The organism is Acidovorax sp. GW821-FHT09B03, from assembly GCF_059418305.1.
This window is the reverse complement of the sequence record NZ_JBWKPP010000001.1, coordinates 581,181-603,834: the sequence shown is the minus strand read 5'-3', so window position 1 is coordinate 603,834 and position 22,654 is coordinate 581,181. Positions and strand designations below refer to the sequence as shown.

General features: G+C 69.2%; 21 protein-coding genes. 16 read left to right on the top strand and 5 right to left on the bottom strand.

The window, feature by feature from the left end; translation table 11 throughout:
• The first annotated feature begins 97 nt into the window (after positions 1-97).
• The 3 genes from AC07PA_RS02770 to AC07PA_RS02760 all read left to right on the top strand — a co-directional run bounded on the left by AC07PA_RS02770 (position 98) and on the right by AC07PA_RS02760 (position 3,179).
• Positions 98-1,522, top strand: coding sequence for an FAD-binding oxidoreductase (locus tag AC07PA_RS02770; RefSeq protein ID WP_494603353.1), 1,425 nt, complete (start codon positions 98-100; stop codon positions 1,520-1,522).
• 135 nt (positions 1,523-1,657) lie between these two features.
• The gene (locus AC07PA_RS02765; protein ID WP_494603355.1) at positions 1,658-2,407 is read left to right on the top strand and encodes a hypothetical protein; all 750 of its coding nucleotides are present in this window, start codon (positions 1,658-1,660) and stop codon (positions 2,405-2,407) included.
• Positions 2,408-2,438: 31 nt separating this feature from the next.
• The gene (locus AC07PA_RS02760) at positions 2,439-3,179 is read left to right on the top strand and encodes a metallophosphoesterase family protein (protein WP_494603357.1); all 741 of its coding nucleotides are present in this window, start codon (positions 2,439-2,441) and stop codon (positions 3,177-3,179) included.
• Between the two features lie 168 nt (positions 3,180-3,347).
• Here the strand turns inward: AC07PA_RS02760 and AC07PA_RS02755 are convergent, their stop codons facing one another.
• Entirely contained in the window at positions 3,348-3,692 is a 345-nt protein-coding gene (locus tag AC07PA_RS02755; RefSeq protein ID WP_007862342.1) for an antibiotic biosynthesis monooxygenase family protein, read from the bottom strand.
• Positions 3,689-4,033, bottom strand: coding sequence for an NIPSNAP family protein (locus AC07PA_RS02750; RefSeq protein WP_494603359.1), 345 nt, complete (start codon positions 4,031-4,033; stop codon positions 3,689-3,691). The genes AC07PA_RS02755 and AC07PA_RS02750 overlap by 4 nt, the downstream gene beginning before the upstream one ends.
• A gap of 118 nt (positions 4,034-4,151) precedes the next feature.
• Between AC07PA_RS02750 and AC07PA_RS02745 the strand changes: the two genes are divergently transcribed.
• Entirely contained in the window at positions 4,152-4,475 is a 324-nt protein-coding gene (locus tag AC07PA_RS02745; protein ID WP_494603361.1) for a YnfA family protein, read from the top strand.
• Positions 4,476-4,479: 4 nt separating this feature from the next.
• On the opposite strand, the gene AC07PA_RS02740 is transcribed toward AC07PA_RS02745, so the two are convergent.
• Entirely contained in the window at positions 4,480-5,325 is an 846-nt protein-coding gene (locus tag AC07PA_RS02740) for a FadR/GntR family transcriptional regulator (protein WP_494603363.1), read from the bottom strand.
• A gap of 249 nt (positions 5,326-5,574) precedes the next feature.
• Here AC07PA_RS02740 and AC07PA_RS02735 point away from each other — a divergent pair, with 249 nt between their 5' ends.
• From AC07PA_RS02735 to AC07PA_RS02705, 7 genes are all read left to right on the top strand, one after another.
• Positions 5,575-6,780 carry an ABC transporter substrate-binding protein gene (locus tag AC07PA_RS02735; RefSeq protein WP_494603365.1) on the top strand — a complete coding sequence of 402 codons (1,206 nt, stop codon included), beginning with the start codon at positions 5,575-5,577 and terminating at the stop codon, positions 6,778-6,780.
• Between the two features lie 75 nt (positions 6,781-6,855).
• Positions 6,856-7,716 (top strand): branched-chain amino acid ABC transporter permease, encoded by an 861-nt coding sequence (locus AC07PA_RS02730; RefSeq protein WP_007853985.1) that lies wholly within the window; start codon positions 6,856-6,858, stop codon positions 7,714-7,716.
• 11 nt (positions 7,717-7,727) lie between these two features.
• A complete protein-coding gene (locus tag AC07PA_RS02725) occupies positions 7,728-8,726 on the top strand; it encodes a branched-chain amino acid ABC transporter permease (RefSeq protein WP_494604122.1) in 999 nt (332 codons plus the stop codon).
• Positions 8,723-9,508, top strand: coding sequence for an ABC transporter ATP-binding protein (locus AC07PA_RS02720; protein ID WP_007853982.1), 786 nt, complete (start codon positions 8,723-8,725; stop codon positions 9,506-9,508). Before AC07PA_RS02725 ends, AC07PA_RS02720 begins: the two co-directional genes overlap by 4 nt.
• Positions 9,505-10,209: an ABC transporter ATP-binding protein gene (locus tag AC07PA_RS02715; protein WP_007853979.1), complete on the top strand. Its 705-nt coding sequence runs from the start codon at positions 9,505-9,507 to the stop codon at positions 10,207-10,209. Before AC07PA_RS02720 ends, AC07PA_RS02715 begins: the two co-directional genes overlap by 4 nt.
• Before the next feature lie 25 nt (positions 10,210-10,234).
• Entirely contained in the window at positions 10,235-11,494 is a 1,260-nt protein-coding gene (locus AC07PA_RS02710; RefSeq protein ID WP_494603368.1) for a Zn-dependent hydrolase, read from the top strand.
• Positions 11,491-12,960, top strand: a complete 1,470-nt coding sequence (locus AC07PA_RS02705) for a M81 family metallopeptidase (protein WP_494603370.1) — start codon at positions 11,491-11,493, stop codon at positions 12,958-12,960. The genes AC07PA_RS02710 and AC07PA_RS02705 overlap by 4 nt, the downstream gene beginning before the upstream one ends.
• Positions 12,961-13,215: 255 nt before the next feature.
• Here the strand turns inward: AC07PA_RS02705 and AC07PA_RS02700 are convergent, their stop codons facing one another.
• Both AC07PA_RS02700 and AC07PA_RS02695 read right to left on the bottom strand, forming a co-directional pair.
• Positions 13,216-14,802: an ABC transporter substrate-binding protein gene (locus AC07PA_RS02700; RefSeq protein ID WP_494603372.1), complete on the bottom strand. Its 1,587-nt coding sequence runs from the start codon at positions 14,800-14,802 to the stop codon at positions 13,216-13,218.
• A 158-nt stretch (positions 14,803-14,960) separates the two neighbouring features.
• Complete coding sequence (locus AC07PA_RS02695; protein ID WP_007853975.1) at positions 14,961-15,470, bottom strand: BON domain-containing protein; 510 nt, start codon at positions 15,468-15,470, stop codon at positions 14,961-14,963.
• Positions 15,471-15,633: 163 nt separating this feature from the next.
• On the opposite strand from AC07PA_RS02695, the gene AC07PA_RS02690 reads away from it, so the two are divergent.
• From AC07PA_RS02690 to AC07PA_RS02670, 5 genes are read left to right on the top strand one after another with little or no spacing between them, the layout of a single operon-like run.
• Positions 15,634-16,701 (top strand): ligase-associated DNA damage response exonuclease, encoded by a 1,068-nt coding sequence (locus AC07PA_RS02690; RefSeq protein WP_494603374.1) that lies wholly within the window; start codon positions 15,634-15,636, stop codon positions 16,699-16,701.
• Positions 16,698-18,407 carry an ATP-dependent DNA ligase gene (locus tag AC07PA_RS02685; protein ID WP_494603376.1) on the top strand — a complete coding sequence of 570 codons (1,710 nt, stop codon included), beginning with the start codon at positions 16,698-16,700 and terminating at the stop codon, positions 18,405-18,407. Before AC07PA_RS02690 ends, AC07PA_RS02685 begins: the two co-directional genes overlap by 4 nt.
• A complete protein-coding gene (locus AC07PA_RS02680) occupies positions 18,404-21,121 on the top strand; it encodes a ligase-associated DNA damage response DEXH box helicase (RefSeq protein ID WP_494603378.1) in 2,718 nt (905 codons plus the stop codon). The genes AC07PA_RS02685 and AC07PA_RS02680 overlap by 4 nt, the downstream gene beginning before the upstream one ends.
• 17 nt (positions 21,122-21,138) lie before the next feature.
• Positions 21,139-21,846 carry a ligase-associated DNA damage response endonuclease PdeM gene (pdeM, locus tag AC07PA_RS02675; RefSeq protein ID WP_494603380.1) on the top strand — a complete coding sequence of 236 codons (708 nt, stop codon included), beginning with the start codon at positions 21,139-21,141 and terminating at the stop codon, positions 21,844-21,846.
• A gap of 30 nt (positions 21,847-21,876) precedes the next feature.
• Positions 21,877-22,428 (top strand): tetratricopeptide repeat protein, encoded by a 552-nt coding sequence (locus tag AC07PA_RS02670; protein ID WP_494603382.1) that lies wholly within the window; start codon positions 21,877-21,879, stop codon positions 22,426-22,428.
• Positions 22,429-22,654: the final 226 nt, after the last annotated feature.

Genomic DNA, 22,654 nt, shown 5'->3' with positions numbered 1-22,654 from the left:
CGGCGCACACGGCAGTCGGGTTCTGCTTGGCCCGCCCCGCGTTTGGGCACACCGCCCTAAAATGAATCCCACACCAGATTACGCCCGGAGACACGCCATGAACGCCCCCACCGCCGCCTCGCACCTGCTACCCGAAATCCACCTGCGCGAGGTGCCCCAGGCGCTGATCGATGCGCTGCAGGCCCGTTTCGGTGCCCGGTGCTCCCTGGCCCAGGCCGTGCGCGAGCAGCACGGGCGCGATGAGGGCTCGCTGCAGGCGCCGCCGCCCTCGGCCGTGGTGTTTGCCGAAAGCACGCAGGACGTGGCCGATGCCGTGAAGCTGGCCGGCCAGTACGCGGTGCCGGTGATCCCCTACGGCGCGGGCTCCTCGCTCGAAGGCCACCTGCTGGCCGTGCAGGGCGGCATCAGCATCGACGTCAGCCGCATGAACCAGGTGCTCAGCATCGATGCCGAGGACCTCACCGTGACGGTGCAGCCCGGCATCACGCGCAAGGCGCTCAACGACGCGATCAAGGACACGGGCCTGTTCTTCCCCATCGACCCTGGTGCCGACGCCAGCATCGGCGGCATGTGCGCCACGCGCGCCAGCGGCACCAACGCTGTGCGCTACGGCACCATGCGCGAGAACGTGCTGGCGCTGGAGGTGGTGACCGCCAGCGGCGAGGTCATCCGCACCGGCACGCGCGCCAAGAAGAGCAGCGCCGGCTACGACCTCACGCGCCTGATGGTGGGCAGCGAGGGCACCCTGGGCGTCATGACCCAAATCACCGTGCGCCTGTACCCCCTGCCCGAAGCCGTGTCGGCCGCGATCTGCTCGTTCCCGAGCATCGAGGCGGCCGTGCGCACCACCATCCAGACCATCCAGCTCGGCGTGCCGATCGCGCGCGTGGAGCTGATCGACCACAACACCGTGCGCATGGTCAACGCGCACAGCAAGCTCGGCCTGCGCGAAGAGCCGATGCTGCTCATGGAGTTCCACGGCTCGCCCTCGAGCGTGAAGGAGCAGGCCGAGACCGTGCAGGAGATCGCCAGCGAGTTCGGCGGCAATGCCTTCGAATGGGCCAGCACACCCGAGGAACGCACGCGCCTGTGGACCGCGCGGCACAACGCCTACTTCGCCGCCGTGCAGAGCCGCCCGGGTTGCCGCGCCATCAGCACCGACACCTGCGTGCCCATCAGCCGCCTGGCGGACTGCCTGCTCGACTCGGTGGCCGAGGCCGACGCCAGCGGCATCCCCTACTTCCTCGTGGGCCATGTGGGCGACGGCAACTTCCACTTCGGCTACCTGCTGGACCCGAACATCCCCGAAGAGCGCGTGACCGCCGAGGACCTGAACCACAAGCTCGTGGCGCGCGCCCTGGCCCTGGGCGGCACCTGCACCGGCGAGCATGGCGTGGGCCTGCACAAGATGGGCTTCCTGCTCGACGAGACGGGCGCCGGCGCGGTGGACATGATGCGCGCCATCAAGCGCGCGCTGGACCCGAAGAACATCCTGAACCCGGGCAAGATCTTCGCGCTGTGAAGGCGGCCGCGAGGCCGTTGCCCCGAGCGCAGCCTGGTTTGCGGGCATAAGTCACACTTTCCCGCAGGGCGGTGCGGTGCACTGCGCCCGGTCTGGCGTATCGTGGCCGATTTCCGGCCTGTCCATCCGCCTGCCATGCACGCCCTCGTCCGTCCCCTGGTCCTGCTCATCGCCCTCGCAGGCAGCCTGTTCTTTGGCGGCCTGCTGGCGGTATCCATCGCCCAGCCGGCCTGGGTGGAACAGACCGCCCGCACGATGATCCGGGCGCAGATCGAGCAGAGGACCGGCGAGAAGGTCGCGGCGCTGGACGCGCGCTTCCTCGATGGCAAGGCCCGTGTTCTGCTGCAGGAGCACGAACGCGAGATCGCCGCCGTGCGCAGGGCACTCACCGACGGCCTGCCCGCACGCATTGCCGCCATCGCCGCCGAGATGGGCATCCCTGAATGCGAATGCCGCCGGCGCACCACCGAGGGCATGGCGCTCAAGCTCGGCACCCTGCAGCAGATGCAGGCGCAGCTCTCGGACCTGATCCGCACGCAGTACCTGGAGACGGCCGGCAAGCTGCTGCGCGAGCTGCGCATCTTCAGCGGCGCCAATGCCCTGGCCTTCGCCCTGCTGGGCGTGGCCGCTCTCAGGCGCCCCGCAGCCCGGCTGCAGCTGCTGCCTGCGGCGGCCACGCTGCTGCTGGCCACCATCGCCGCCAGCGGGCTCTACCTGTTCGGCCAGAACTGGCTGCACACCATCGTCTTTGGCGACTATGTGGGCTGGGCGCTGCTGGGCTATATTGCGCTGGTCTATGCATGGCTGTGCGACCTGCTGTTCAACCGCGCGCAGGTGACTGCCCACCTGCTCAGCAGCGCGGGTGGCAGCGTGTCCCCCTGCTGACAGCCCAACCGCCACCCCACGCTCCCCATTCATGCGCATCGCTTTTGTCTCCGACATCCACGGCAACCTCGCGGCCCTCGAAGCCGTGGCGGCGGACATAGCCCGCCGCGGTGCCGACCGCGTGGTGAACCTGGGCGACAACCTTTCAGGCCCCCTGCTGCCGCGCGAGACGGCGCAGTGGCTGATGGCCTCGGACTGGCTGTCGCTGGCCGGCAACCATGAGCGCCAGGTGCTGCAATTGCGCCCGGGCCACGGCGGCGCATCGGACCAGTACGCACATGCGCAGCTCACCGACGCGGAGTTCGCCTGGATGCGCAGCCTCACCCACACCCTGCGCCTGGACGAGAACGTGCTGCTGTGCCATGGCTCGCCGCGCAGCGACCACGAATACCTGCTCGAAACGCTGGACGGCTCCACGGTGCGCGCCGCCACCCCGACCGAGATCGACGAGCGCCTGGCGGGCCAGTACGCCCCGCTGATCGCCAGCGGCCACACGCATGTGCCGCGCCAGGTGCGCCTGGGTGCCGGTGTGCTGCTGCTCAACCCTGGCAGCGTGGGCCTGCAGGCCTACGACGATGACCATCCCGTGGCCCACAAGGTGGAGAACGGCACGCCTGACGCACGCTACGCCATCGCGGAGTGGACTGAGCGGGGCTGGGCGGTGGAGCACCACCTGGTGCCCTACGACCATGAATCCATGGCCGTGCTGGCCGATCGGAACGGCCGACCCGGGTGGGCGCACGCACTGCGCAAGGGAACCATGCCGGAATGAAGCACCCCCTGAGGCGCTTCGCGCCTTCCCCCTCTCTCATATTGCTTCGCAATCTGGGAGGGGGACGCCCCCAGTGCGGCGGGGCGGCCCTTGCACGGGGGCACTGGCCCTGGCCGCGCCAGTTTCAAACGCAATAGATTCTTGCTGGACTTCTGTAGCGAGGGCGCATCACCCGTGGACGGCACGTGAGTCATCAGGCGCCTGCGCCCGGTCATTCATCCCATAGTCGCGCACCACGGCTGCCACGCGCAGCCGGTAGTCGGCAAACACATGCTCGCGCCCTGCGGCCTGGGTGCTGCGGTGCGCCTCCTGCCGGCGCCAGCGCGCCACGGCCTCCTCGTCGCGCCAGAAGGACAGGGACAGCAGCTTGCCCGGCGTGGCCAGGCTTTCGAAGCGCTCGATGGAGACAAAGCCGTCGATCTGTGCGAGCAGCGGCTTGAGCGCAGCCGCCGCATCCAGGTAGGCGCCGCGCTGGCCGGGTGCGGGCGTCACCTCGAAGATCACGGCCATCATGGCGTGGGCTCCTGCGCATGGGCCGGCAGGCCCAGCGTGCCCTGCACGCCCTGCGTGAACGTGCGCTCCTCGCGCAGGATGAAGCGCTTTTCCTGCGCGAAGGCGAAGTTGGCACGGCCCTCGGCATCGCTGCGCAGGCGCGCGCGGTAGGCCTCGTAGGCGGCCAGCGAATCGAAGCCGATCAGGCCCCAGGCCTCGTAGTTGCTACCCTCGTGCGGCAGGAAGTAGCCCAGCAGGTGGCCGCCGCAGCGGGGGATGATCTGGCCCCAGCGCCGCGCATACTCGGCAAAGGTGTCGCGCTGGAAGGGGTCGATCTCGTAGCGGATGAAACAGGTGATCATGATGGAGGCAAATCCTGTGGTGGAAACAGGCTTCACGATAGGCGCTTGACCGCCCCGTATGCTTCGCCCACCATCGAAGCGTCGTGATCAAGATCGCCCTGCCGCCCCGGCCCTCCGCATGAAGACCCTGCTGCTGTTCATCGCCACCGCGCTGGCCGAGATCGTGGGCTGCTACCTGCCCTACCTGTGGCTCAAGCAGGGCAAGCCCGTGTGGCTGCTGCTGCCGGCCGCCGCCAGCCTCGCGCTGTTCGCCTGGCTGCTGACCCTGCACGACACGGCGGCCGCAGGCCGCGTGTATGCCGCCTACGGCGGCGTCTATATCGGCGTGGCGCTGGCCTGGCTCTGGGCGGTGGACCAGATCCGGCCCACCGTTTGGGACCTGGCGGGAGTCACAGTGGCGTTGTGCGGCATGGCCATCATCATGTTCCAGCCCGCGCGCTGAATTCCTACTCGCCAGCTTTCGGCTTGGCCACCTTGGCCGCGGCCTTCGGCCGCACATGGGCCGCGCGCGGGCTGCGCAGGGTTTCGGCGTCCAGGATCAGCCGGCCCTGCAGGCGGCCCTTCATGCGCTTGACGCTGCTGGCCGCATCCTGCATGTGGCGGACCATCAGGCTGCGCACCTTTTCCACGTCGCGCGCACGCGCGGCCTGCACGATCTCGCGGTGGAAGTCGGCGTTGACCTCGCCGAAGCGCCGGTGCTCGGCCTTGGGCGTGCGGTTGCCGTAGACGATGAGCTGGCGCAGCATCTCGTTGATCAGCTCGCAGTTGAAGCGCAGGAACGGATTCGGGCAGGCCGCCGCCAGGATGTCGTGGAAGTTCACGTCCTCGCGGCGCTGGCTCAGCATGTCCTCGCTGCTCGACGCCGGGTCGCAGCAGGCGATGGAATGCTCCAGCGCCTCGAAGTCGGCCTCCGTCAGGTGGGGCACGGCGCAGGCGGCCAGCTCCGGCTCCAGGAACTGGCGCACGGCATAGATGTTGTCGATGGTCACTTCCTGGAAGAACAGGTAGTTCTGCATGAACTGCAGGGTGCGGTCCAGCGGCACCTCGGCGATGGTGCCCCCGCCCGAAGGGCCGGTGGAGATGGTCACCAGGCCCTGCACCTCCAGCGATTTCAGGGCCTCGCGGATGGTGCCCTTGCTCACCTCGAACTGCGCCTGCAGCTCGCTCTCGCGCGGCAGGCGGTCGCCCGGGCTCAGGTTCTTCTCGGTGATCAGGCGCTTGACCTCCTGCGCCACCAGGTCGGAGCGCTTGAGGGCCTTGAGCGGCTTGTTGGTGGACGTTGTAGTTGCCATGGTCGGGATTGTCGTTGCTCAGCATCTGCGGGCAGTCTCCGGCAGTGCCATCGATGGTGCAGTGTATGCACCGCAAGGGGGCAGCGGGCGGAATGCAGGGTTTTTACGCACGGTGTTTATCCTATTTATCACTATAAATAGAAGAAATGAGCGCAAACGACGCTCTGTAGCGGTGGCACGCAGTGTGCTTTGCAACTGCCATACCGCCATCGGCCGACCGGCCCCAACCCCTCCCAAGGAGCTCGCCCCATGCACCGTCGTCAACTCTTGCAACTCTCCGCCCTGGGCGCACTGCCCGCATCGCTGGGCCTGGCCCAGAGCGCCTGGGCACAGTCCAGCGGTGCCATCCAGTTCGGCTGCCCGGTGCCCATGTCGGGCGCGTTCGCGGCCAACGGCAAGTTCGCCGACCTGGGCATGAAGCTGGCCATCGAGCAGTACGGCACGGCCCTCAAGCGTCCCCTGGCCTACACGGTGCTGGACACCGAGGGCAAGCCCGCAACGGCCGTGCGCAAGGTGCAGGAGTCCTCGCAGCAGCAGGGCACGCGCTTCTTCGCGGGCGGCATCCTGTCGTCCGAATCACTGGCCATGGGCAAGGAGGCCGAGAAGGCCGGCGGCATCTTCATCACCACCGCCGGCGCCGACGAGATCACGGGCAAGGACTGCAATGCCGCCACCTTCCGCTGGTCGGTGCCCACCTTCGGCGCCATCGAGCAGACGGTGCGTCCCCTGGCCGAGGCCCTGCCCAAGGCCAAGCGCTGGTACACCATCACGCCGCAGTACGTGTTCGGCGACGGCCTGCTGTCGGCGGCCAAGAACATCTTCAAGGAAAAGAACCTGGAGCACGTGGGCAACAGCTACCACTCGCTGACCGAAAAGGAGTTCAGCGGCTACCTGACCAATGCCATGGCCGCCAAGCCCGACGTGCTGCTGCTGCTCAACTTCGGCTCGCAGTCGTCCGACGCGCTGCGCCAGGCCGTGAGCTTCGGCATGCACAAGAACATGACCATCCTGGTGGCCTGGGCCTCGGGGCTGGAGCAGTTCGAGTCGCTGGGCGCCGACCTGTGCGAGGGCATCTACTTCGGTGCGCAGTACTGGCACACGGCCAATGCGCCGCTCAACCTCGACCTGGTGAAGCGCAGCAACGACAAGTTCAAGTCCAACCCCAACTACAGCCTGGCGGGCTCGTACATCTGCACCAAGCTCATGATCGACGGCATCATCAAGGCCGGCACGGTGGAGCCCAAGGCCGTAATCGCCGCCATGGAAGGCATGAAGTACCAGGGCCTCACGGGCGACGAAGAGATCCGCAAGGGCGACCACCAGGTGCTCAAGAACTACTACCTGCTCAAGGGCAAGGCCAAGGCGAAGATGGCCAACAAGGACGACTACGTGGACGTGGTCAGTTCGGGCAAGTCGTTCCTGCCCCTCGAGCAGACCGGCTGCAAGATCGCCTGAGCGCCGCGCGGCCCGGCCCCATTTCCTTCCACGGCCCAAGCACGGGCCGTGTGTCCCCTCCTTCGTCCCTTGCCCATGAACATCTACCTGCTACAGGCCATCAACGGGATCGGCATCGGCATGCTGTACTTCCTGCTGGCGGTCGGCCTGTCCATCGTGTTCGGCCTGCTGCGCTTCGTGAACTTCGCGCACGGGGCGTTCTACCTGCTGGGCGCCTACTTCTGCTTCCAGATGACGCGCTGGGGGCTGAGCTTCTGGCTGGCGCTGGCCGTGGTGCCCCTGGTCGTGGGCGCCCTGGGCTGGCTCACCGAAAAGCTGGTGCTGCGCCATGTGTACGCCAAGCCGCACGAGTTCCACATCCTCGTCACCGTGGGCCTGGCCCTGGCCATCCAGGAGCTGGTGATCCTGCAATGGGGGCCGCTCGGTGACAGCGTACCGGTGCCCGACCTGCTGCAGGGCGTGGTCATGTGGGGCGGCATCGTCTACCCCAAGTACCGGCTGTTCGTGATCGGTTTCACCGCCGTGCTGGCCGTGGGCCTGTGGTACGTGCTCGAAGGCACGCGCCTGGGCAGCGCGGTGCGCGCGGGCAGCGAATCGACCGAGATGGTTTCGCTGCTCGGCATCAACGTGTTCCGCATCTTCAGCCTGGTGTTCGCGCTGGGTGCGGCCACCGCGGCGATTGCCGGCGTGCTGGCCGCCCCCATGCGCGGGGCCGAGCCCTTCATGGGCATCGAGGCGCTGGGCGTGGCCTTCATCGTGGTGGTGGTCGGTGGCATGGGCAGCTTTGCCGGAGCGCTGATCGGCGGCCTGCTGATCGGCATCGTGCAAAGCGTGATGAGTACCGTGTGGCCCGAAGGGGCCCGGCTCATGATCTACATCGCCATGGCCGCCGTGCTGCTGCTGCGCCCGCATGGCCTGCTGGGCCGCAAAGGATGAACACCACCATGATGACAATCTTGCGCAAAAATTCCCACCTGCTGCTGGCGCTGGCCGTGGTGCTGGTGATGCCGCTGACCATGCAATCGGGCTCGCTGGCCAGCGAGGTGCTGATCTATGGCCTGGCCGCCATGGGCTGCAACCTGCTGCTGGGCCACACCGGGCTGCTGTCCTTCGGACAGGGCATCTTCTTCGGGCTGGGCAGCTACACCATCGCCCTCACGCTCACGCGCTGGCCCCTGCCCATGCCGCTGGCCCTGGCGCTCGCCGTGGTGATGGGGGCGCTGGGCGCAGCCATCGTGGGCTGGGTGGCCATCCGCCAGCGCGGCACCTACTTCGTGATGCTGACCCTGGCCTTCGCGCAGATGTTCTACTTTCTCGCCTACTCCATGCCGGGCATCACGGGCGGCGACAACGGGCTAATGGACATCCCGCGCCCCTCGCTGGCCGTGGGCGGCTTCACGCTGTGGCCGCTGGCCTCGCCCTGGCAGTACTACGGCTTCGTGGCCACGGTGTTCCTGGTGGCCTTTTGGCTGCTGCAGAAGGTGTCGGCCTCGGTCTTCGGGCGCACGCTGCTGGCCGTGCGCGACAACGAAGAGCGCGCGGGCGCCATCGGCTACAACCTCCAGCTGCTCAAGCTGCAGGCCTTCGTGATCTCGGGCGCGGTGACCGGCCTGGCCGGTGCGCTGCACGCCATGATGACGGGCATCGCCCCGCTCGCGAGCGCCGAGTACCACACCAGCGAGATGATCCTGGTCATGACCGTCATCGGCGGAACGGGCAACCTGCTGGCCTCGCTGCTCGGCTCGGCCTTCTACCTGCTGGTGGGCGACTGGCTGTCCGCCCTGTGGCCGCGCTGGCTGCTGATCCTGGGCGTGGTGCTGATGGTGGTCAGCCTGGGGCTGCAGCGCGGCCTGTGGGGCCTGGGCGAGTCGGCCTGGAACCTGCTGCGCGGCAAGGGCCGCGCCGGCAAGGCCGACGCCGCCGCTGCGCAAGGAGGCCACGCATGAGCACCGCCACCGCCTCTCCCATCCTGCTCGAAGCCGTGGGCGTGGAAAAGCGCTACGACAAGTTCGCCGCGCTGGCGGGCGTGGACCTCAAGGTGCGCGCCAACACGGTCCATTCGGTCATCGGCCCCAACGGCGCGGGCAAGACCACGCTGTTCCACATGCTCACGGGCACCAAGGCGGTGAGCGGCGGGCGCATCGTGTTCGACGGACACGACGTGACGCACGAGCCTGACCACCGCCGGGTGCAGCGCGGCATGGCGCGCTCCTTCCAGGTGACGAGCCTGTTCCTCACCCTGCCCGTGCGCGAGAACCTGCGCCTGGCCGCCCAGGGCACGGCGCCGCGCCATGCGCTCAACTGCTGGCATGCGCCGCAAGGCGCACGCTCGCAGGCCGAGGTGGTGGCCAGCGTGCTGGCGCGCCTGGGCCTGGAGCGCCATGCCGACACGCCGGTGGGCAACCTCTCGCACGGCCAGCAGCGCCGGCTGGAGGTGGGCATGGCGCTGGCCGCGCGGCCCAAGGCGATCTTCCTGGACGAGCCCACCTCGGGCATGGGCATCGACGACCTCGACGACATGAAGCGGCTGATCCAGGGCCTCAAGGACGAGCACACCGTGGTACTCATCGAGCACAACATGAACATCGTGATGGACATCTCCGACACCGTGACGGTGATGCAGCAGGGCCGCGTGCTGGCCGAAGGGCACCCGCACGCCATCCGCAGCGACGACCGGGTGCGCAGCGCCTACCTGGGCAACATGATCACGGGGGGCAAGGCGGCATGACGATCCTCGACATCCAGGGGCTGCATGCCCACTACGGCAAGAGCCATGTGCTGCAGGGCGTGGACCTGCGCGTGGGCGACGGCGAGCTGGTCACCCTGCTCGGGCGCAACGGCGCGGGCAAGACCACCACGCTCAAGAGCATCTGCGGCGTGGTACCGCCCACCCAGGGCCGTGTGCGCTTTGCAGGCGACGAGGTGCAAGGCCTGGCCACGCACGCCATCGCCCAGCGCGGCGTGTGCCTGGTGCCCGAGCACCGCGGCATCTTCAAGCTGCTCACGGTGGAGGAGAACCTGCTGCTGGGCCAGCGCAAGCGCTCGCCCTGGCAGCTGCCGGACATCTACCGCATCTTTCCGCGCCTCAAGGAGCGGCGCGGCAACGGCGGCGGTCAGCTGTCGGGCGGCGAGCAGCAGATGCTGGCCATCGGCCGTGCGCTGATGAATGCGCCGCGCCTCCTGATGCTGGACGAGCCCGTGGAAGGGCTGGCGCCGGTGATCGTGGAAGAGATCGTGGCGCAGCTCAAGACCATCAAGGCCGCGGGCGTGGCCATCCTGCTGGTGGAGCAGAACCTGGAGGTCTGCACCCAGCTGGCCGACCGGCACTACGTGATCGAACAGGGCGCCATCGTGCACGAGGCGGACAACGCCGCCTTCCTCGCCGACGACGCCATCAAGGACCGCTATCTGGGCGTGGGCCTGGCATAGATTTTTCAGGAATCCGACTGTGGACATGACGACGACCCCCTCCCCTGCCCTGCAAGCGCGCGTGAACGGCGCGCGCCTGTGGCAATCGCTGATGGACCTGGCCCGGATCGGCGCCACGCCCAAGGGCGGCGTGTGCCGCCTGGCCCTCACCGCGCTCGACGGCGAAGGCCGCGACCTGTTCGTGCGCTGGGCGCGCGAGGCCGGCTGCAGCGTGCGCACCGACGCCATCGGCAACATCTTCGCGCGCCGCGCCGGGCGCAACGATGCCCTGCCCCCGGTGATGACCGGCAGCCACATCGACACCCAGCCCACGGGCGGCAAGTTCGACGGCAACTATGGCGTGCTGGCCGGCATCGAGGTGGTGCGCACGCTGAACGACCTGGGCATCGTGACCGAAGCCCCGATCGAGGTGGCGGTGTGGACCAATGAGGAAGGCTCGCGCTTCGTGCCGGTGATGATGGGCTCGGGCGTGTTCGCCGGCGCCTTCACGCTGGAGCATGCGCTGGCCCAGCGCGATGCGCAGGGCACCAGCGTGGCCGAGGCACTGGCCGCCATCGGCTATGCGGGCACCGCAGGCCCCACGCCGCCCGTGGGCGCGTATTTCGAGGCGCACATCGAGCAGGGCCCGGTGCTGGAGGCCAACGGCTGCGTGATCGGCGTGGTGCAGGGTGCCCTGGGCCAGCGCTGGTACGACGTGAGCGTGCAAGGCATGGAGGCCCATGCCGGCCCCACGCCCATGGAATTGCGCCGCGATGCGCTGCTGGCCGCCAGCGGCCTGGTGGCCGAGGTCAACCGCATCGCCCTGGCCCATGCGCCGCACGCCCGCGGCACAGTGGGCGTGCTGGACGTGTTCCCGAGTTCGCGCAACGTGATCCCCGGCAGCGTGCGCATGACGGTGGACCTGCGCGCCGCCGACGATGCCGTGCTGCTGCAGATGGATGCCGCGTTGCGCGCCGCCTGCGAGCGCATCGGCACGGCCGGCCGCACGCCCATCGCGGTGGAGCAGGTGGTGTACTTCCCGCCACAGCCGTTTGCGCCCGCGCTGGTCGAAGGCGTGCGCGCCGATGCCCAGGCCCTGGGCTATACCGCGATGGACGTGGTCAGCGGTGCCGGGCACGATGCCGTGTACCTGGCGCGCCTGGCGCCCACCGCCATGGTCTTCGTGCCCTGCGCCGACGGCATCAGCCACAACGAGATCGAGGACGCCGAGCCCGAGCACCTGGAGGCCGGCTGCAACGTATTGCTGCAGGCCATGCTGCGCAGCGCCCAGGTGGTCGCCGCATGAAGATCCTCATCGCCCGCCTGAACCACGAGACCAACACCTTCTCGCCCGTGCCCACGCCGCTTGCGGCGTTCGCGCCCACCTACGGCGAGGACGCCTTGCGCGACAACCTGGGCATGCGCACGGCCATGGCGGCCTTCATCGACCTCGCCCGGGGCCTGGGCGCCACCCTGGTCACGCCGGTGTCGGCCACCTCCAACCCCAGCGGCCCGGTGCATGCCGCGGCCTACGACGAACTGACCCGCCGCATCGTGGAGGCCGCCCCGGGCTGCGACGCCATCCTGCTCGATCTGCACGGCGCCATGGTGGCCGAGAACAGCCCCGATGGCGAAGGCGACCTGCTCGCGCGCGTGCGCGCCGCGGCGCCCGGCGTGCCCATCGGCGTGGCGCTGGACCTGCACGGCAACATCACACCGAAGATGGTCGCCAACGCCGACGTCATGGTGGGCTTCAAGACCTACCCGCACATCGACATGTACGAGACGGGCGAGCATGCCGGGCGCCTGCTGCTGGCCATGCTGCAGGGCCAGGCGCGCTACGGCGTGCGCTGGCACCAGTTGCCCATGATGGGCCACACCCTGCGCAGCACCACGCTGCAGGGCGCCATGCTGCGTGCGGTGGACGCCGCCCGCGCTGCCGAGGCCGATGGCGTGCCCGCCGTCTCGGTGTTCGCGGGGTTCTCGCTGGCCGACATCGAGGCGCCGTTCATGAGCGTGGTGGTCACCGGCCTTGCCGATGCGCCCGAAGCAGCCCAGGCCGTGGCCGACCGCATCGCGGCCACCATCTGGCAGGAGCGCGCCGAGTTCGTCTACGACAGCGAGCCCCTGGCGCAGTCGCTGCAGCGCGCGCAGACCCTGGCGCAAGGCGCCGAGCGCCCGGTGCTGCTGCTGGACCACAGCGACAACTGCATGTCCGGCGGCACCTGCGATTCCATGGACGTGCTGCAGGCCGCCGTCACCGAGGGCCTGTCGGACATCGCCGTGGGCCCGCTGTGCGACCCCGCGGCGGTGGCCGAGCTCGTGGCGGCCGGCGTGGGCGCGCAGTGCATCGTGCGCCTGGGCAACAAGGTGCCGCTCACCCAACTGGGGGTGTCCAAGGAGCCCGTGGCGCTCAGCGGCACGGTGCGCGCCATCAGCGACGGCGAGTACACCGTGACCGGGCCCATCTACACCGGGCAGCGCTGCGCGATGGGGCGCACCGCGCTGTTCGACACCGGCAGCGCCCTCATCGTGGTGACCGAGAAGACCCACGAGCCCTGGGACCTGGGCGTGTTCTCGTGCGTGGGGGTGGACCCCACGGCGCACCGCTTCGTGCTGCTCAAGTCGCGCATGTACTGCCGCCCGGTGTTCGTGCCGCTGTCGCACGCGCTGGTCGAATGCGACAGCCCCACGGGCGTGACCAGCTCCAACTACGCACTGTTCCCTTTCAAGAACGTGCGCCGGCCGGTGTTCCCGCTCGACGCTGTCTGACCTTCCATCGCGCAGGGGGCCCCCAGAACCCGCATCAACAGCAAGCGCAAGCCGGCGCAACTGGCGCGCCCGACGCCAGTGCCCCCGCGCAAGGGCCGCCCCGCCGCGCTGGGGGCGTCCCCCTTCCCAAATCGCGCAGCGATTTGAGAGAAAGGGGCTGGGTGCCGCGGCTCCAGACCTGCCTGCGCAGGTCTGGACGGCACGAAGAGTGGCCGCCTCTAGCGGGCACACCGAGGCGCGAAGCGACTCATGGGGTTAATTCACCTTTATCAGGCGCCAGTCGATGCGGTTGTCGGGGCGCTGGACGAGTTCGACGTTCTTCTTCATGGCCCAGGCCAGCATCTGGTTGTGCAGGGGGATATTGGCCACGGTGTCGTTCTGCAGCTGCAGGCCTTCGGTCAGCAGGCGGTTGCGCACGGGCTGGTCGATCTCGGTCTTCACGCGGTCCACGACGTAGTCCATGCGCTCGTTGCTGTAGCGGCCCAGGTTGTAGTTGCCGTCGCCGCCCGTGGTCTTGGTGCGCGTGAGCGACTGCAGGGTGTACAGCGCATCGAAGGTCGGCACGCCCCAGCTGAGCAGCGCGATGCTGGCCTCGTGCCGCTGGGCCATGGGGTAGTAGGTGACGGAGGGCATGGTGCGCAGCTTGGCCTTGATGCCCACGCGCGCCCACATCGAGGTGATGGCCTGGCACAGGTTCTCGTCCTGGATGATGGAGTTGTTGCTGCAGGCAAAGTCGACCTCGAAACCGTCCTTGTAACCTGCCTCGGCCAGCAACGCCCGGGCGGCATTGACGTCGTAGGGCAGGCGCTTGTCCACCGCCTCGGTCCAGCCGTTGACCAGGGGCGAGACCATGGCGCCCGTGGGCTTGGACATGCCGCGCATGGTCACGCGCTGCAGAGTAGCCACGTCGATGGCCTGGTACAGGGCCTTGCGCACGCGCAGGTCCTTGAGCGGGTTCTTGCCCTTCACGCTGCTGCCCTGCAGCTCGTCGCGAAACTGGTCCAGGGCCAGGTAGACGGTGCGGTTCTCGACCATCTCCATGACCTTGATGTTGGGGTTGGCCTTGAGCCGCTCCAGGTCCTGCAGATTGGCTTCGCGCACCATGTCGACCTCGCCCGAGAGCAGGGCCGCGATGCGCGTGGCCTCGGACTTGATGGGCGTGTAGACGATCTCGGTCACGTTGCCCTCGGTCTTGCCGGCGTTCCACCACTGCGGGTTGGCGGCGAACACCAGCTTCTGGTCGGGCACCCACTCCTTGAGCACGAAGGGCCCGGTGCCCATGGCGTTGCGGTGCGAGAAGGTCTCGTCCTTGGACTTGATGTCCTTGGGCTCCACGGCGTTGTTCTTCTCGGACCAGGCCTTGCTCATCACGCGCAGCTCGGTCAGCTGGTTGAGCAGCACCGGGTTGGGGTTTTTCAGGAAGATGTCGATGGTCTCGCCATCCACCTTGGCGATGCGGTCCATGCCCTGGGTGTAGATGGCGTAGGTGGAACTCTTGCTCATGGCGCGCTGCAGCGAGAACACCACGTCGTCCGCGGTCATGGCCGAGCCGTCGCTGAACTTCACGCCCTGGCGCAGCTTCACGCGCAGCTGCGTGGGGCTGACCTGCTGCCACGAGGTGGCCAGCAGCGGCTCGACCTTGAGCGTGCGGCTGTTGAACATCACCAGCGACTCGTACACCGCGGCGTGGATGCCGTTGCCCAGGGCGCTGTTCTGCGAGTGGATGTCCATGGTCTGGATGTCGGTGGACCCGGCCCACTTGAACGGTTTTGCCGACACGGTGGGGGCGATGGCTGCCAGGGCCAGGGTAGCGGCCGCGAGCAGGGAGTGCTTGAAGTGCATGGGGGTTTCCTTTGCAAGACAGGAGTGTTCGGAGGAATCGGCAATATGCAGCAGGACGGGCGCGCGCAAAAGCCCCCGTCCAGGCAGTGTGGTTCCGCCGCGCAATTGCGCGTCATGGCGGATTGCGCAAATGCCGCAACTGCGGTATCTACCAGTACCTACTTGGCAAGGGGGTACCGCGCCGCGCGCCGCTCGGTTCCCACCTGCAGCAGGTTGATGACGCCCATCACGTCGTCCACCAGCTCCACGGCCTTTTCCAGCGCCCGCGCCTGCTCGGCCGACTGCACGCAGCCCATCAGCGTGACCAGGCGCCGCTCGCCCAGCACCCAAACGCTGGTGTCATCGAAGCGCCCCTCCTCGCGGACGTAGCGCTGCACGCGCGGGATGATCTCGGCGTCGTACAGGTAGGAGTTGGGCAGCCGGCAGCGCCCCACGCGGTGGCAGCTGCCGCCATGCTGCGAACGCACATGGGCCAGCTCGCGCACCTCGGCCTCGGTGTACAGCGGGCCCTCGGGCACGGGGCAGCCGGGGATGGCGGCGGTGACCTGGAGGAAAGGGTCGTTGAAGGCGTTGGTGCGGGCCTCCTGCGCATGGGCGGGCACGGTGGACGCCAGGAGGCCTGCGAGCGCCAGGGCGCAGGCCTTCATCGGGGTCGGCAAAAGGGGCATGGGCACCTCGTCGGATTTCTATAACCATCTTAGTGAGGACTTGTCGCCCCACCAAGCGCGTCGCCACCCACCAGGCAGCGTGTAGGACATGGCTGCGATTTGCGGCGTGCACTGCCAACCGGCCGCACCAGCGCTTAGGATGGACAGCCCACCCACCGCGCCCATGCCCAGCGACCTCATCGTCCACCGCCCCGAAGGCCTGTACTGCCCGGCCGGCAATTTCTACATCGACCCCTGGCGGCCGGTGGAGCGGGCCGTGATCACGCACGCGCACTCGGACCACGCGCGCATGGGCTCGGCGCATTACCTGGCGCACACCGACAGCGAAGGCACGCTGCGCAACCGGCTGGGCGCGGACATCGACCTGCAGACGCTGGCCTATGGCGACACCATCGACCACCACGGCGTGCGCCTGTCGCTGCACCCGGCCGGGCATGTGCTGGGATCGGCCCAGGTGCGGGTGGAGCATGGCGGCCAGGTGTGGGTGGCCTCGGGCGACTACAAGCTCGAGGACGACGGCACCTGCCCGCCGTTCGAGCCGGTGCGCTGCCATACCTTCATCACCGAATCGACCTTCGGCCTGCCAATCTACCGCTGGCCCTCGCAGCCCGCGCTGTTCGCCGACATCAATGCCTGGTGGGCCGCAAATGCGGCCGCCGGCAAGGCCAGCGTGCTGTATGCCTACGCCTTCGGCAAGGCGCAGCGCCTGCTGCATGGGGTGGATGCGGGCATCGGCCCCATCGTCGTGCATGGCGCAGTGGACCCGCTCAATGCCGTGTACCGCGCGGCGGGTGTGGCGCTGCCGCCCACCCTGCGCGTGACGGACCCGGGCGTCACCAAGGCCGAGTTGCGCCGCGCGCTGGTGCTGGCGCCGCCCTCGGCCGCGGGCACGCCCTGGCTCAAGCGCTTTGGCGAGCATTCCGATGCCTTTGCCAGCGGCTGGATGCTGGTGCGCGGTGCGCGCCGGCGCCGTGGCGTGGACCGGGGCTTCGTGATGAGCGACCACGCGGACTGGCCCAGCCTGCAGAAGGCCATCGCCGCGACGGGTGCCGAGCGCATCATCGTGACCCATGGCAGCACCGAGGTGATGGTGCGCTGGCTGTGCGAGCAGGGGCTGGATGCCCAGGTGTTCGTGACCGAATACGGCGCCGACGACAACGAGGATGATGCTGGCGCTGCACCCCCTCCAACGGCACCGGACGCCAGCGAGGTGGCAAAGGCGGCGCAATGAGGGCCTTTGCCACGCTGTTCCAGGCACTGGATGCCACCACCGCCCAATCGGCCAAGCTCGCGGCGCTGGTGGCCTACCTGCGCGTGGCGCCGCCCGCCGATGCGGCCTGGGCCACCTACTTTTTGGCCGGCGGCAAGCCGCGCCAGATGGTGCCCACCAAGCGCCTGAAGACCCTGGCGCAGGAGGCCGCGGGCCTGCCCGAATGGCTGTTCGAAGAAAGCTACCAGGCCGTGGGCGACCTGGCCGAAACACTGGCCCTGCTGTTGCCGCCCCCGGTGCAGCCTGTGGACCTGCCGCTGGCCGAGTGGATGGCCCAGCTGCTGCCCCTGCGCGCCCTGCCGCCCGAGGAGGCCGACGCCCGCCTGCGCTCGCAGTGGGACATGCTGGCGCCGGAGCAGCGCTTTGTGTACTTCAAGCTCATCACCGGCAATTTTCGCGTAGGGGTGTCGCGCCTGCAGGTGACCCAGGCGCTGGCCACGGTGAGCGCGCTGGACCCCAAGCGCATCGCCCACCGGCTCATGGGCTACACGCAGATCGGCCGGCAGCCCCGGGCGGACGACTACGAGGCGCTGGTGGCGCCCGTGCAGGAGGCCGCGGATGGCGACGCGGGCGCCACCGTGGATGCCGGCATGGCGGGCCAGCCCTACCCCTTCTTCCTGGCCCACCCGTTCAACCAACCCGTGGCCGAGATGCCTGCGCTGCTGGGCACGCCGGGCGACTGGCTGGTGGAGTGGAAGTGGGACGGCATCCGCGCGCAGATCGTGCGGCGTGCGGGCGCGGTGTGGGTCTGGTCGCGCGGCGAGGAGCTGGTGACCGACCGCTTTCCCGAGTTGGCCGAGGCCGCGATGGCGGCCCTGCCCGATGGCACGGTCGTGGACGGCGAGATCCTGGTGTGGCTGCCCGATGAGCCCCAGCCCCGCCCCTTCGCCGACCTGCAAAAGCGCCTGGGCCGCAAGACCCTGGGACCCAAGTTGCTGCGCGAGCTGCCCGTGGTGCTGGTCACCTACGACCTGCTCGAACATGCGGGGCAGGACCTGCGCCAGCAGCCCCAAGAGGCACGCCGCGCTCTGCTGGAGGCCACGCTGCAGCCCGACCCGGCGGCGATCGCTCCCGCCGCGCAACCGGGCCTGCGCCTGAGCACGCTGCTGCAGGGCGCCGACTGGCCGGACCTGGCGCGCCAGCGCGAAGCCGCGCGCGGCATGGGCACCGAGGGTTTCATGCTCAAGCACCGCCAGGCGCACTACGGCGTGGGCCGCACCAAGGACGTGGGCGTGTGGTGGAAGTGGAAGATCGACCCCATGAGCGTGGACGCGGTGCTCATCTACGCCCAGCGCGGCCACGGCCGCCGCGCCAGCTTGTACAGCGACTACACCTTTGCCGTGTGGAACGGGCCGCAGGGCGACCCCGACCGGCAGCTCGTGCCGTTCGCCAAGGCCTATTCGGGCCTGACGGACGTGGAGATCGGGCAGGTGGACGCCATCATCCGCAAGACCACGCGCGAGAGCTTCGGCCCCGTGCGCAGCGTGGATGCAACCATGGTCTTCGAGCTCGGCTTCGAGGGCATCGGCAGGAGCCCGCGCCACAAGAGCGGCATCGCCGTGCGCTTTCCGCGCATGCTGCGCTGGCGCCAGGACAAGACCGTGGCCGAGGCCGATACCCTGCAGACCCTGGTGGCCCTGTTGCCGGGGCAGGACGCCGCCGCATGAGCACGGCGCGCCGCCCGCGCAAGCCGCTGCCCACGGTGGCCGCGAGCGCGGCTGCTGGCTGGATGGCCACGCGCGGCTGGCAGCCCTTCGGCTTCCAGCAGGAGGTGTGGCGCGCCCTGGGCGAAGGCCGCTCAGGGCTGCTGCATGCAACCACCGGCGCGGGCAAAACCTATGCCGTGTGGCTGGGCGCGCTGCAGCACCTGGCGCTGGCAGGCGAGCCCGTGGCACCCACTGCAGACGCCAGTGCGCGCACGGCCCTGCGCACGCGCCGCGCGGCAGCGCCGCCGCTCACGGTGTTGTGGATCACCCCCATGCGCGCCCTGGCGGCCGATACGCTGCGTGCGCTGGTCGCGCCCCTGCCCGATCTGGCGCCGGACTGGACCAGCGGCCTGCGCACCGGCGACACCGCCAGCGGCGAGCGCGCCGCACAGGACCGGCGCCTGCCCACGCTGCTGGTGACCACGCCCGAAAGCGTGTCGCTGCTGCTGGCACGCGCCGATGCACGCGAGCGCCTGGAGAAGGTGCGCCTGGTGGTGGTGGACGAATGGCACGAGCTGGTGGGCAACAAGCGCGGCGTGCAGGCGCAGCTGGCGCTGGCGCGCCTGTCGGGCTGGAACCCGGCCCTGCAGGTCTGGGGCATGTCGGCCACGCTGGGCAACCTGCAGGAGGCGCTGGATACGCTGCTGCCCCGGCCGGTGCCGGGCGCACCCGCAGTGCCGCCCGCCGTGCTGGTGCAGGGCCGCATCGACAAGGCGCTGCAGGTCGACGTGATGCTGCCGGCCAAGGTGGACCGCTTTGCCTGGGCCGGCCACATGGGCCTGGCGCTGCTGCCGCAGGTGGTGCAGTCCATCGAGGCCTGTGCGTCCACCCTGGTCTTCACCAACACGCGTTCGCAGGCCGAGCGCTGGTACCAGGCGCTGCTGGAGGCCCGGCCCGACTGGGCCGGCACGCTGGCATTGCACCATGGCTCGCTGGGCCAGGAGGTGCGCGCCTGGGTGGAGAACGGGCTCAAGGCCGGTCAGCTCAAGGCCGTGGTCTGCACATCGAGCCTGGACCTGGGCGTGGACTTTCTGCCCGTGGAGCAGGTGCTGCAGATCGGCTCGGCCAAGGGCGTGGGGCGGCTGGTGCAGCGCGCGGGCCGCTCGGGCCATGCGCCCGGGCGCACGTCCAGCATCACCCTGGTGCCCACGCACAGCCTGGAGCTGGTGGAGGCCGCCGCCGCGCGCCATGCGCTGGCGCTGGGCCGCATCGAAGAGCGGCACACGCCGCACGCGCCGCTGGACGTGCTGGTGCAGCACCTGGTCACCATCGCACTGGGCGGCGGCTTCGTGCCCGCGGAGCTGCTGGCCGAGGTGCGCCGCGCCCCGGCCTATGCCACGCTGGCCGATGCCGACTGGCAATGGGCCCTGCAGTTCGTGCGCCAGGGCGGGGCCTCGCTGGCCAGCTACCCCGATTTCCAGCGCGCCGTGCCCGACGAGGAAGGGGTGTGGCGCGTGCCCGATGCACGGCTGGCGCGCCGCCACCGCAGCAACATCGGCACCATCGTGAGCGATGCCAGCATGCAGGTGCAGTTCGTGAGCGGCGGGCGCCTGGGTTCGGTGGAAGAGAGCTTCATCGCGCGCCTGCGCAAGGGCGATGTGTTCATGTTCGCGGGCCGCCTGCTGGAGCTGGTGCGCACCCAGCAGATGACGGCCTACGTGCGCATTGCCCCCAAGGGCAGTGCCGCGCTGCCGCGCTGGAACGGCGGACGCATGCCGCTGTCGAACACCCTGGCAGACGCCATGCTGGAGATGCTGGAGCAGGCCGAGCGCGGCGTGTACGCATCGCCCGAGATGCAGTCCGCCCGGCCCCTGCTGGCGCTGCAGCACGCCTGGTCGGCCCTGCCCACCCCCAGCCGCCTGGTGGCCGAGACTCTGCACACGCGCGAGGGCTGGCACCTGTACCTGTACCCGCTGGCGGGCCGCCTGGTGCACCTGGGCCTGGCCGGGCTGCTGGCCTGGCGCGCGTCGCAGCAGGTGGCCAACACCTTCTCCATCGCGGTCAACGACTACGGGCTGGAGCTGCTCTCGGCCAAGCCCATCGCCTGGGCCACGCTGCTGCCGCGCATCCTGGGCGAGGGCACGCCCACCACCCTCGGCAGCGGGCTCGAAGAGGAGGTGCTGGCCAGCCTCAACGCCACCGAGATGGCGCGCCGGCGCTTTCGCGAGATCGCGCGCATCGCCGGCCTCATCTTCCAGAGCCACCCAGGCGAGCAGCGCAGCAGCCGCCAGCTGCAGGCCTCGTCCTCGCTGTACTACGACGTGTTCGCCCAGTACGACCCCGACAACCTGCTGCTGGCCCAGGCCCGCGCCGAGCTGCTGGCCAACGAGCTGGACATGGAGCGCCTGGCACGCACCTTGCGCGGCATGCAGGCACAGACCCTGTCCATCCATGCGCTCACGCGCCCCACTCCCTTTGCCCTGCCCTTGATGGTGGAGCGCTTTCGCGAGCGCCTGAGCACCGAGACCCTGGCCGACCGGCTGGCGCGCATGGTGCAGGCGCTGGAACAGGCCGCCGACGAGACCACCGGCACCCACGAAGCCGATAATCCGGTGGACCCGGCCGACATGGCCTGGGACACGCCCGACGGGGCCACCGCATCGCCCCGGCGCGCACGCCGCGGCAACGCCGCCCCGGACACACCCCGCCGCCCCCGCAGACGCCACGGACTCTGAGCCCAGCCGCCCCGCCCTTGCTGAACGACGCCGCCCCCACCACCGCGCCCCCAGGCGCCCATGCCATCACCCTGCTTGGCGGCACGGTCCTGTGGCTGCTACCCCAGCGCGCGGTGGTCTGGCCCGCCGCGCGCATGGCCTTCGTGGCCGACGTGCATTTCGGCAAGGCCGCCACCTTCCGCCGCGCCGGCCAGCCCGTGCCGCACGGCACCACGGCCGACAACCTGGCCCGGCTCGACGCGGTGCTGGCCGTGACGGGCGCAGAGCACCTGGTCTTCCTGGGCGACTTTTTGCACGCGCGCAGCGGTGCCGATGGCGCCCTATGGGCCCAGCTGCTGCCTTGGCGCGAGCGCCACGCCGGCATCCGCATGACCCTGGTGCGCGGCAACCACGACATGCATGCGGGCGATCCGCCGGCGGCACTCAACATCGCCCTGGCCGACGAACCCTGGCCGCCGGAGGAAGGGGCGGAGGTGCTGGCCTGCCACCACCCGCTGGGGGTGGAAGGGAGCACCGTGCTCGCAGGCCATCTGCACCCCACAGTGACCCTCTACGGCCTGGCGCGCGACGCCGCGCGCCTGCCCTGCTTCGCCTCCACGCCAGGGTTGCTGGTGTTGCCGGCGTTTGGTGCGTTCACGGGGACATCGAGCCAGTCGATTGCGCCACAGGCACGGCGGTTTGCGGTGGTGGGGGATCGGGTGGTGGAGGTTCGATCTTCCAGTTGAGCATCAGCGTGCGTAGATCAGACCGCTACCATGGATGCCCCGACCCACTGGCCGCATCATGGGGTCGATGAAAGGCGCTGGATGACCGAGCTGGATGAAATGGAAAGCCGAGCCCATGAGGCCTGGGACGCAAATGACCTGCCGCGAGCCTTTCAACTCTTTCTGGCTTGTGCACACCAGGGGGCCAGGGGCGCAATGCTGGATGTGGGATATTTCTACGACGAAGGCCTGGGCACTCGTTCCAGCAAGTATCTGGCACGGATCTGGTATCGCAAGGCCCGCCACGCAGGGGATTTCGTAGGCGCCAACAATCTGGCCATCCTGTTCCAGGAACGGCATTTCCACCGCGGCGCGTTCCATTGGTTCCGCAAGGCTGCGCTCGATGGCGACGGCGATGCCTGGGTCAAGTTGGCGAAGTGCCACCTGCAGGGCCAAGGAACGCCGATCTGCGAGGCCCGCGCCCGGGATTGCCTGAGGCGAGCGATCCGCTCCCGTTTCATCACCCCAGCGGGGCGCGAAGAGGCGCAATCCCTGCTGCGCGCACAGGGCGTCCTGCAGAGTTTGAGCTACCGGCGACCCTGAGGTCAGGCAGGCGGTCACGGCCGCGGCATGCACTGGATTCCCTTGCCCGTTGGCCCTTGCGGCAATGAGGCTTTTCGGGTTTGGCGCCGCCCGATTTCGGTGCGAAACCACTTCCGCTATAGGCAACGCATTAAAAATTTTCGCCTACCCGTCGGTAAATTTTGCATTGTGGAATTCGATTGCAAAAACCGGGGCCCGATAAAGCGCCAAAAGACGAGAATGCGAG

What these genes read in the sequence shown, in the direction of transcription:
- AC07PA_RS02720 (WP_007853982.1), top strand. Translation starts at nt 8,723, where the DNA reads ATGAGCACCGCCACCGCCTCTCCCATCCTGCTCGAAGCCGTGGGCGTG.
- AC07PA_RS02705 (WP_494603370.1), top strand. Translation starts at nt 11,491, where the DNA reads ATGAAGATCCTCATCGCCCGCCTGAACCACGAGACCAACACCTTCTCG.
- AC07PA_RS02695 (WP_007853975.1), bottom strand. Translation starts at nt 15,470, where the DNA reads ATGCCCCTTTTGCCGACCCCGATGAAGGCCTGCGCCCTGGCGCTCGCA.
- AC07PA_RS02735 (WP_494603365.1), top strand. Translation starts at nt 5,575, where the DNA reads ATGCACCGTCGTCAACTCTTGCAACTCTCCGCCCTGGGCGCACTGCCC.
- AC07PA_RS02755 (WP_007862342.1), bottom strand. Translation starts at nt 3,692, where the DNA reads ATGATGGCCGTGATCTTCGAGGTGACGCCCGCACCCGGCCAGCGCGGC.
- AC07PA_RS02730 (WP_007853985.1), top strand. Translation starts at nt 6,856, where the DNA reads ATGAACATCTACCTGCTACAGGCCATCAACGGGATCGGCATCGGCATG.
- AC07PA_RS02725 (WP_494604122.1), top strand. Translation starts at nt 7,728, where the DNA reads ATGACAATCTTGCGCAAAAATTCCCACCTGCTGCTGGCGCTGGCCGTG.
- AC07PA_RS02685 (WP_494603376.1), top strand. Translation starts at nt 16,698, where the DNA reads ATGAGGGCCTTTGCCACGCTGTTCCAGGCACTGGATGCCACCACCGCC.
- AC07PA_RS02760 (WP_494603357.1), top strand. Translation starts at nt 2,439, where the DNA reads ATGCGCATCGCTTTTGTCTCCGACATCCACGGCAACCTCGCGGCCCTC.
- AC07PA_RS02690 (WP_494603374.1), top strand. Translation starts at nt 15,634, where the DNA reads ATGCCCAGCGACCTCATCGTCCACCGCCCCGAAGGCCTGTACTGCCCG.
- AC07PA_RS02680 (WP_494603378.1), top strand. Translation starts at nt 18,404, where the DNA reads ATGAGCACGGCGCGCCGCCCGCGCAAGCCGCTGCCCACGGTGGCCGCG.
- AC07PA_RS02700 (WP_494603372.1), bottom strand. Translation starts at nt 14,802, where the DNA reads ATGCACTTCAAGCACTCCCTGCTCGCGGCCGCTACCCTGGCCCTGGCA.
- AC07PA_RS02670 (WP_494603382.1), top strand. Translation starts at nt 21,877, where the DNA reads ATGGATGCCCCGACCCACTGGCCGCATCATGGGGTCGATGAAAGGCGC.
- AC07PA_RS02770 (WP_494603353.1), top strand. Translation starts at nt 98, where the DNA reads ATGAACGCCCCCACCGCCGCCTCGCACCTGCTACCCGAAATCCACCTG.
- AC07PA_RS02740 (WP_494603363.1), bottom strand. Translation starts at nt 5,325, where the DNA reads ATGGCAACTACAACGTCCACCAACAAGCCGCTCAAGGCCCTCAAGCGC.
- AC07PA_RS02715 (WP_007853979.1), top strand. Translation starts at nt 9,505, where the DNA reads ATGACGATCCTCGACATCCAGGGGCTGCATGCCCACTACGGCAAGAGC.
- AC07PA_RS02750 (WP_494603359.1), bottom strand. Translation starts at nt 4,033, where the DNA reads ATGATCACCTGTTTCATCCGCTACGAGATCGACCCCTTCCAGCGCGAC.
- AC07PA_RS02710 (WP_494603368.1), top strand. Translation starts at nt 10,235, where the DNA reads ATGACGACGACCCCCTCCCCTGCCCTGCAAGCGCGCGTGAACGGCGCG.
- AC07PA_RS02765 (WP_494603355.1), top strand. Translation starts at nt 1,658, where the DNA reads ATGCACGCCCTCGTCCGTCCCCTGGTCCTGCTCATCGCCCTCGCAGGC.
- AC07PA_RS02745 (WP_494603361.1), top strand. Translation starts at nt 4,152, where the DNA reads ATGAAGACCCTGCTGCTGTTCATCGCCACCGCGCTGGCCGAGATCGTG.